Source organism: Archangium sp. (genome assembly GCF_036388035.1).
Classification (GTDB): domain Bacteria; phylum Myxococcota; class Myxococcia; order Myxococcales; family Myxococcaceae; genus Archangium.
Genome location: NZ_DASVSO010000029.1, coordinates 1 through 8849, shown reverse-complemented (window position 1 = coordinate 8849; position 8849 = coordinate 1). Strand labels below are relative to the sequence as shown.

Here is an 8849-nt window from a genome sequence, read left to right as displayed (position 1 = left end):
TCGACCCTCCGGCGCTCGCGGCGCCCCTGCCGCCACCGGATGACCCCGTCCGGCTCTGGCATCGCGCACGACGCCTCGGTCCGTACCACGTCCGCGAGGGACTCCCCGGAGGCGGTGACGTCGACATCCACGACACGGCACCGGGTTCCGGGAAGCTCGTCCTCCAACGCGTGCCCCAGCCCCACCACCGTCGCGCGCTCGGGGGCGAGGCCGTCCGTCGCACCAGCGGTCACCACGAGCAGGCGCCCGGGACGTCGCTCCCGTTCGAGCGCATCCCAGGCCCTCGCGACCGCGAGCAGCGCCAGGGCTCCATCCCGCTGCGCCTGGTCGAACGAGGCCACGTCCGTGAGCGGGGTCGCTGCCCCCGTCGGCCCGAGGAACACGACACCCTCGGTCTCGCCCCGGGCGAGTGCCGCCTTCAGGTCGGGCAGGTCCACGCGCTCACACGTCGCTCCCGCGTCACGCAGGCGGCGGGTGACCTGGGGGCTCGCCGGATGCGCCGCGGGCACGATGACCCAACGTCCCCGAGGAGGCTGGGACTGTTCCGGGGGCGCCTCCCGCCAGACCACCTCGCGCATCCAGGCCCGGACATCGCGCTCCGTGCCCTGGAGCGCCTCGGCCGTGACTCGACGCAGGCGAAGTCCACGAAGGCGCAGCCGGGGTTCGTTCCCGACGCGAACCTCCACCTCGCACTGCACGACATCACCGGGCGCTCGCGGATCTCCGTTCAGCGTCACCAGCGCCGCGCACCGGTCGGGGACCGGGCCGAGCAGCTCGACCTGCTCCACGTGCATCGGCACGTACAGGCCCTCGTGCTCCCGGGTGTGGGCCAGCAGGAGTGCCGCGATCGGCTGCATGGCGGAATCGAGCAATGCGGGATGCACGCCGAACGTTCGCCCCCGTGCCTCCTCCGGTAGGGAGAGCTCCGCGCGCGCGGTCCGCTCGCCCAGCTCGATGGCTCGGACGGCGCGCAGTGAAGCGCCGTGCTCCATTCCCCGCTCGCGGAGCCCCTCGTACAGGTCGGAGGGCTCGAAACCCCGCGTGCGGGGCTCATCCATCCCGGGTGCCTCTGGCGGCGCCTGCTTCGTGCGCAGCACCTTCGCCCGCGCGAGCACACCGCCGTCCTCGTCCGTCAGGGAGACCTCAAGGTCATTACCCCGGCGCTCGACCACCACGCGCACAGTGCGGGCTTCGTCATCCACCCGGACGGGCCGTGCGAAAGTGACCTCCGCCAGGCCCGCAGGCTCCGTACCCAGGGCGTGCCGTGCCGCCGCGCGCATCAACTCGATGCATGCGGCGCCCGGCAGGAGGTGCACTCCATGGACGACGTGCTCGGAGACGAGCGGGTCGTCGGGCGTGATGCGCGCGAGGAGCACCGCCCGATCCAGCGTGAGCTCGAGCTCGTCCACCAGGAGCGGATGTTCGATCCTCCGCGACGCCGAGGCTGGGGCAGGGGGAGCCTCGGGCACCCACCAGGGGCGATGCTCGAAGGGATAGGTGGGCACCGGGACGTGAGCGCGGTCCGGCGCCTCGTCCCACGCGAGCCGGTCGAATGCCTCTCCTTCAATGAACGCACTCGCGGCGACCTCCGCCGAGGCTCCCTCCAGCGAGGCTCCGCTGCGCGCCTTCCGCCTCGCCACCCGGTCGGGGACCACGCCGTGGAGGACCTCGGCCGGTGCTCCATCCGCCCAGGCCTCGAGTCGCTCGGGGATCCGTTCCGCCCCGACGAGCGCGAGCCGATGAGGGCCGGGATCTCGCGAGACGCTCGCGGCCAGGGCGGTGTCCGACAGCTCCACCTCCGGATGTTCCCGGAGCCAGGACGCGAGGTTCCTCGCGCTGGCTCGGAGCGCCGTGTCGGTCCGTGCGGACAGCGTCCACAGCAGGGGGCGCGTGCTGGGGGAGCGCGAGCGGGCAGGGCGCTCGGGCGGCTCTTCCAGGATGACGTGGGCGTTGGTGCCGCCAAACCCGAAGCCGTTGATGCCGGCGCGCAGGGGCTCCGGTCCGCTCCAGGGACGTGGCGAGTCCACCAGGGAGAGGCCGGCCGACGTGAGCCCATGCTCCGGGTCCGCCGAGCCAGCATGCACCGAGGCCGGGAGCGTGCGGTGCTGGAGCGCGGACACGACCTTGAGCAGGCTGGCCATTCCGGCGGCGCTCAGCAGATGCCCGACGTTGCCCTTCACCGAGCCCAGCCCGAGCGGCTCGTTCGCGCCCGCCCGCCCGAAGACCGCGGACACCGAGCGCGCCTCGATCGAGTCCCCAACGCGCGTGCCGGTTCCGTGCGCCTCGAGGTAGCTGGCGCTCGCCGGCTCGAGCCCGGCCCGTTGCCACGCCTCCCGCATGACCGCGATCTGCCCGGCGGGATTGGGGGCCATCGGGTTGAAGGTGCGGCCATCGTTGTTGAGCGCGCTTCCTCGCACCACCGCCAGAATGGGCGCACGCCGCCGGAGCGCGTCCTCGAGCCGCTCCAGGACGACCACCCCCAGCCCCTCTCCGAGGACGATGCCATCGGCCTCCCGAGCGAACGGACGGATGCGGCCGGTGGGGGACAGCGCCCCGGCGCGCGAGAGGACGGTGAACACGGTGGGGGTGAGGTTCAGCGTGATGCCCCCGGCCAGCGCGAGCTCGCACTCGCCGCGGTTCAGGCTCTCGCAGGCGAGGTGCAGGGCGACCAGCGACGACGAGCACGCGGTGTCGACGGCCAGCGAGGGGCCGGACAGGTCCAGGACGTGCGAGACGCGGGAGGGGATGAGGTTGCGCAGGTTCCCCACCGCCGCGGTGGGGTGCACGGGCATACCCGCCCACAGGAGCCGGAGGATTCCCTCCTGATAATCGGACTGACCGACGCCCACGAAGATACCGGTGCGCCGGTTGCGTCGGCGAGGGCCCGCGAACCCGGCGCGCTCGAGCGCCTCATGCGCCGTCTCCAGGAGCATCCGCTGCTGCGGATCCGTGAACTCGGCCTCGCCGCCCTTCATCCCGAAGAACGCCGCGTCGAACCCGCGCACATCATCGAGGAACGAACCGACCCGTGCGTCCGGGTGCTCCGGCCAGCGGCCCACGGGGGGCGGGCGCATCGAGACGCGCTCCGCCAACAGGTTGTTCCAGAAAGCTTCGGGCGTGGCGGCGTCCGGCAATCGGCACGCGGAGGCGACGATCGCGATCGGACCGCTCAGGGAAGGCATCATCAATCCAACGGGCAGGTGGCGCCGCGAAGCGCCTCGTCAATCGTCCACAGGGGGAGGGCGAGCGCCTCGGCCACCCGTCGCAGCTCCAGGAAGCGCGCGTCGCTCACCGGGCCCTCCGCGGCCGCCACCACGGTGAGGTGCCGCACCAGCCGGGCCCGCTCGGAGAGGGACAGCTCCTCGCGAAGCCCCGCGAGCATGTCTCCTGGCGGGAGCTTCTCCGCCAGGCCCGAGGGCTCCAGCTCCTGGAAGTCCCGCGCGATGAACGCATCGGCCTCTTCTTCCGGGAGGCCCTCGTCGCTCCCGTAGTGCCCCGCCACCCGGAGGAAGGTCCTCGACCGGGAGAACGCCACGAGGGCGCGCAGGCGCAGGGGGCTGAAGGGGTGGGTGATGAAGCAGCCGAGCATGTCCTCGTCCTCGCGTGGCTTCTCGCGGGCCGCGGACGAGGACAGCAGCGCGTCCACCTGGCGCACGTAGGCGGCCAGCTCGGACTTCACGGACGCGGAGGCCAGTCCACTGGTCCGCTTGAACGAGGCACTCAGGGCGGCCTCGGTATCCTTGGCGCACAGCAGCCCCGCCCGGTCGGCGCTGACCTCCGCCGCCCGGTTCCAGGCATCCAGTGCGAGGACGTTGGCGCGCGGGAGGTGCTTCCCCTCCGCGCCTTCAACGCCGACCGGAAGGGCGAAGTGGTCGAGCACCAGGTGGCCCAGCTGGTGGCCGATGACGAAGCGCAGCTCGGCCTCGGTGAGTGCCTCGATGAGCCGGGAGGAGAGGACGATGGCGGGCGGCTCCCCGGGGGCTTCCACCGCCGCGGCGTGGATCCTCTGATCCGGCTGGACGAACAGCTCCACGGGGCCCGCGTGGCCCAGGGTCTCCTGGCAGGCGGCCAGCACATCCATGACCGTCGGAGCCACCGAGCGCGTCAGCCGCAGCGCGTCCGTCAGCAGTCGCCTCCGCCGCGCGATGGAGCCGCTCCGCTGGACGTGCCTGTCGGCGAGCAGTGCGTCACGCATGCGCCGGTCGATCGCGGACTGGAAGATGCTCGGGGTCTCGTGCGGCATGATGAGGTAGGCCTCCTGCCGCCAGCGTACCTCATCCTGTGCACTCTCCAGGCACGGCGACATAGGATGCCGGGTGAATGGCCCCCACCCACGCGCCCGGGACCCTCGACTTCTCCACGCCACTCCTCTGCCTGCAGCTCTGGAGCGGGGACTACCAGGCGTTTCCCGTGGCCTCGCCGGCCCTGACGAGCCACGCGACCACCCGGGAGGCCTGCCTCGCCGAGCAGCGCCTGTTCCTCGAGGAGTACCTCTCCAAGGCGGAGCCCGAGGTCCTCGCCCGCTTCTCCCTGCCCGAGCAGGTCCGGCTCGAGGCGCTGGAGATCCTCGCGCCACGCGCGGACCTGCCCAAGCGCCTGGTCAAGCCCACCACCGTGGAGATGACCGCCGTGGTCGTGCCCCTGGCCGAGGAGACCTGGGTCTTCGTCCCCGCGATCGATCACACCGTCCACGTGGGCAGGAACCAGGACGTCCGGGAGACCGTCCGCGCGGATGTGGAGCGGATGCTCGCCGCGCGCGAGCCCACCTCCCACGAGTACCTGCGGCTGCTGCCGCCGAGGTCCGTGACGCTCGAGACCGTCCAGCTCCAGCTCCGACGCCAGGACGTGTTCAGCGAGAAGGCCCGGCAGGCGAAGAAGAAGCAACAGGAGAAGCTCAAGCGCGATCAGGCGCACGAGGTGCTCCTCACCGTCTCCACGCAGCTCCACGACCGCGAGGAGGCCAAACATGGGCCGCCGCTGATCGGCCGGGACACCGAATTCGCGCTCCTGTCGAGCCTGCTCGGTGGCGAGAAGCGGCAGGGCGTGCTGCTCGTCAGCCCGGAGCTCGCGGGCAAGACGGAGCTGCTCCTCGCATGGCTGCGCGCGGAGCGGAAGGCCGGCCGTCAGCGGCGGGTGTACGCGACGAGCGGCTCGCGGCTGCTCGCGGGCATGTCCGGCTTTGGCCAGTGGCAGGAGCGCGTGCTGCGCGTGATGCGCGCGGCGCAGGAGCTCGATGCCGTCCTCTATTTCGAGAACCTCGGCGAGCTGCTCGCGCAACACTCCTCCGAGTCCATCGACATCCCCGGCGCGATGAAGCCCTTTCTGGAGGAAGGAAGGGTGCGGTTCCTCGGCGAGCTCACCCCCGATGCGCTCGATCTCCTCGAGAGCCGGCAGCCGGGCCTCTTCGCCACGCTCTCGTCCGTGCGCCTGGAGCCGCTGGGAGCGAAGCACACCCGCGAGGCCTTGCGGGCTCGGGCGGCCTGGCAGCGGAAGGTGGATGCCTCGCGGCCCACGCTGGCCGACGCCGCGGTGGAGCCGCTCGTGGAGCTGGCCGAGCGCTACCTCCCGGGCCGTGCGCTGCCGGGCAAGGCGGTGCGTCTCTATGAGGAGATGCGCGCGGGCTTGCAGCAGGAGCGCACGGCCAGCGGTCAGGTGCCCGAGCTCACCCGGGAGCGGGTGTACTCGCTCTTCAGCCTCAAGACGGGTGTCCCCGAGTTCCTCCTGCGTGAGGATCGCGCGCTGCTGGCGCCCGAGGTGGAGGCGTGGTTCCGCCGTCAGCTCATCGGCCAGGAGGTGGCGGTGCGCCGCGTCGTGGAGACGCTGTGCCTGGTCAAGGCGGGCCTGCAGCCGCAGGGCAAGCCGCTGGCCACCTTCCTCTTCGTGGGCCCCACCGGCGTCGGGAAGACGGAGCTCGCGCGGCTGCTCTCCACGTTCCTGTTCGGCTCGGGGGAGCGGATGTTCCGCTTCGACATGAGCGAGTACATGGATGCCTACGCCGCCGATCGGCTCATCCGGGGCAATGCCCAGGGGGAGGGGCTCCTCACGCGTCGCGTCCGCCAGCAGCCCTTCTGCGTGCTGCTGCTCGATGAGATCGAGAAGGCCCACCCCGCCGTCTTCGATCTGCTCCTGCAAGTCTGCGGGGAAGGGCGGCTCACCGATGCTCGCGGACAGACGGCCTGGTTCCACAACGCCATCATCATCATGACCAGCAACCTCGGGGCGGCCCACCGGCGCAACACGCTGGGCATCGGCGCGACCGCGGTGGACGACGGCGCGTACTACCTGCGCGAGGTGCACCGGACCTTCCGCCCCGAGTTCATCAACCGCATCGATCAGCTCATTCCCTTCCATCCGCTCACGTCCGAGCAGGCGGCGGAGGTGGCGAGGCTCGGCGTGGAGAAGCTGCGGCAGCGGCGGGGGCTGCTCCAGCGCGGCATCTCGCTCCACGTGCCGCCGGAGATCACCACCACGCTCGCCACGTCGGGCTACCAGGAGGCCTATGGCGCTCGTGCCATGCGCAGGCACCTGGACCAACAGCTCGTCGTCCCCATTGCCCGAGCGCTCTCCTCGGCGGGACCGGACGCCCAGGGCGGTAGCGTGGTCATCGCCCCGCGCCCGGAGGGGCTCTCGGTGGAGCTGCAGAAGGGGAGCCCGAAGTCGGCGCGCAACCAGCTCGGCCTCGTGCGCGAGCTGCAGGAGGAGCGGCGGGCCATGGACGCGCTCTTCCGGCTCGACGCGGTGGAGCAGCTCAAGGAGGAGCTGGGCTTCCTCGTGGCCCAGCTCGCCCAGGGGGACCGCGAGGAGAAGCGGGGCCCCGAGGCCGCCTCCGTGGCGAAGCTCCAGGAGTCGCACCACCGACTCGATGGCATCTGGACGCAGTCACAGCGGCTGCGCGCGGCGCTGGTGGCCGCCGAGGAGCTGGCGCTAATGGCCCTCTTCGAGCAGCAGGATGCCGGGCCTTTCGTGGAGGATGCCCGAGAGCAGCTCGGGGGCCTGCGTCGGCTGATGCCCTCGGTGCTGCTCGCGCTGGTGCCCCGCCGGGACGCCATCACGCTCATCCTCCAGGAGTCCAAGGATGGGCGTGCGCTCGAACGTTATCTGTTGCCGCTGCTCGCGGACGCGCCCCGGCGCGGGTGGTCGGTCGGGGGTCGCGTGTCGGTGACGAGCAAGGGCAGCGACCGCAAGCGCAAGTGGGGCGCGGTCCTCAACGCCGAGGAGCTGAGGAAGGCGCTCGTCGAGCCCTCCCGGACCTTTCGCGAGGTGCTGTTGTCGGTGGCGGGGGTGAACGCCGGGGCCTTCCTCGCGCTCGAGGCCGGATTGCACCGCTACCCCCCGCTGGAGAAGGACGAGCCGGTCCTGCTCAATGTCCATCCCCTGGCGATGCGGATCCACCTGTACGAGAAGGAGCTCGAGTTGCCAGTCGCCGCTCCCCCCACGCAGCCGGCGCCCCAGGAGCTCCGGCTGGTGCCCCCCGTGCGCGAGCACCTCCCCGACGACGAGCTCTCCCTGTCCGACGGCGCTCGCAAGATGAAGCTCGCCACCCCGGACTACTTCCGGAACCTCGAGCTGGTCCTGCTCGAATACCTCTCCCTGATTGAGCTCGCCGAGGGGCTGGATCGCGACGGCAACTTCTCCTTCGCGCTCGACAAGCTCCAGGGGGTGAGGCGATGAACCTCACCCTCGCCGTCTACCAGAGCCGGGACGCCTCTGGCTTTCGCTGGACCACGCTCGGGCTCGGCCCCCATACCCGCGGCCGCGAGGGCCGGAGCACCGTCAAGCTCCAGCGCAAGCTCGTGGACGACCTGCGGACCATCATCGGCGAGCTGCCCGTCCGGGAGCTGGCCTGCTTCCAGTTCCCGCGCGGCATCCACCTGCAGCGGGTGCGGTTGGAGCTCGACTTCAAGCGCGTGCACGCCGGGGCCGAGACGCGGCGCCTGTCCGGCGTCTTCCCGCTGATCCTCGAACCGCGCTGGCGCACGCGCGGCGAGGAGATGACCATCGCCTACCACCCCCTGCGCCAGGACGAGTGGTTCCCGATTGACCCCGCGGAGAGCCTGGAGGAGCAGGCGAAGCTCTTCTTCACCCGCGCCTGGGTCGCGCTGGAGCCGGACCTGCTCGAGGAGCTGCGCTCCAATGGCAAGGACAGCCTCAAGGCGCTCGCGTTCGTGGCCCAGCCCCGGACGCTGCTCGACGAGCTGGGGAAGAAGAAGGGCCCCTGGGACGACCTGGAGCTCAAGGACAAGCACGGCAAGAAGCAGCAGAAGCCGAGCGCGGGCACCCAGGTGCTCCACAACCTCGGGGCGAACCTCACCCTCCAGGCGGCGGAGGGGACGCTCGACACCGGCATGCCGCGCGGTCCCTACCGCGAGCAGCTCCAGCTCCTGCTCGGTGGGGAGCGACGCACGCCGGTGCTGCTCGTCGGTGCGCCCGGCTCCGGCAAGCGGACCCTGCTCAAGCGCTTCGTGGCCGAGCAGCTCGAGGCCGAGGGTTTCCAGACCCACCGCAACCTGGACAAGGTGACCGAGGTCTGGACGATCGCCGGCAAGCGGATCATCGCCGGCATGAGCTATGTGGGCGACTGGGAGCAGCGCTGCCTGAAGCTGCTCGAGGACGCGAGGGGAGGGCGGCGCATCCTCCTCGTCGAGGACCTGCACGCCTTCGGCCGCATCGGCCGCTCGCGCGACAGCGACGCCAACCTCGCGCTCTTCTTCCAGGGGGCGCTCGCCCGGGGGGAGATCACCCTCGTGGGCACGGTGACACCGGAGCAGCTCCAGCGGCTCGAGTCCGATGCCCCGTCCTTCGCCGCGCTCTTCACCCAGCTCCACGTGCGGCCCACCAACGCCGACGAG

General features: G+C 71.5%; 4 protein-coding genes. 2 read left to right on the top strand and 2 right to left on the bottom strand.

Annotated features, from left to right (window positions below; genetic code table 11):
* On the bottom strand, positions 1-3185 hold a 3185-nt coding region (locus VF697_RS01290; RefSeq protein WP_331091444.1), incomplete at its 3' end, for a beta-ketoacyl synthase N-terminal-like domain-containing protein.
* Entirely contained in the window at positions 3185-4243 is a 1059-nt protein-coding gene (locus tag VF697_RS01285) for a M48 family metallopeptidase (RefSeq protein WP_331091442.1), read from the bottom strand. The genes VF697_RS01290 and VF697_RS01285, both read right to left, overlap by 1 nt.
* Positions 4244-4320: 77 nt before the next feature.
* Here VF697_RS01285 and VF697_RS01280 point away from each other — a divergent pair, with 77 nt between their 5' ends.
* The gene (locus VF697_RS01280; RefSeq protein ID WP_331091440.1) at positions 4321-7671 is read left to right on the top strand and encodes an AAA family ATPase; all 3351 of its coding nucleotides are present in this window, start codon (positions 4321-4323) and stop codon (positions 7669-7671) included.
* Positions 7668-8849, top strand: a 1182-nt coding sequence (locus VF697_RS01275; protein WP_331091438.1) for an AAA family ATPase, incomplete at its 3' end; no start/stop codon positions are given. The genes VF697_RS01280 and VF697_RS01275, both read left to right, overlap by 4 nt.

Bases quoted from the DNA above. Each gene is read 5' to 3' on its own strand.
- VF697_RS01285 (WP_331091442.1), bottom strand. From the start codon at position 4,243: ATGCCGCACGAGACCCCGAGCATCTTCCAGTCCGCGATCGACCGGCGC.
- VF697_RS01280 (WP_331091440.1), top strand. From the start codon at position 4,321: ATGGCCCCCACCCACGCGCCCGGGACCCTCGACTTCTCCACGCCACTC.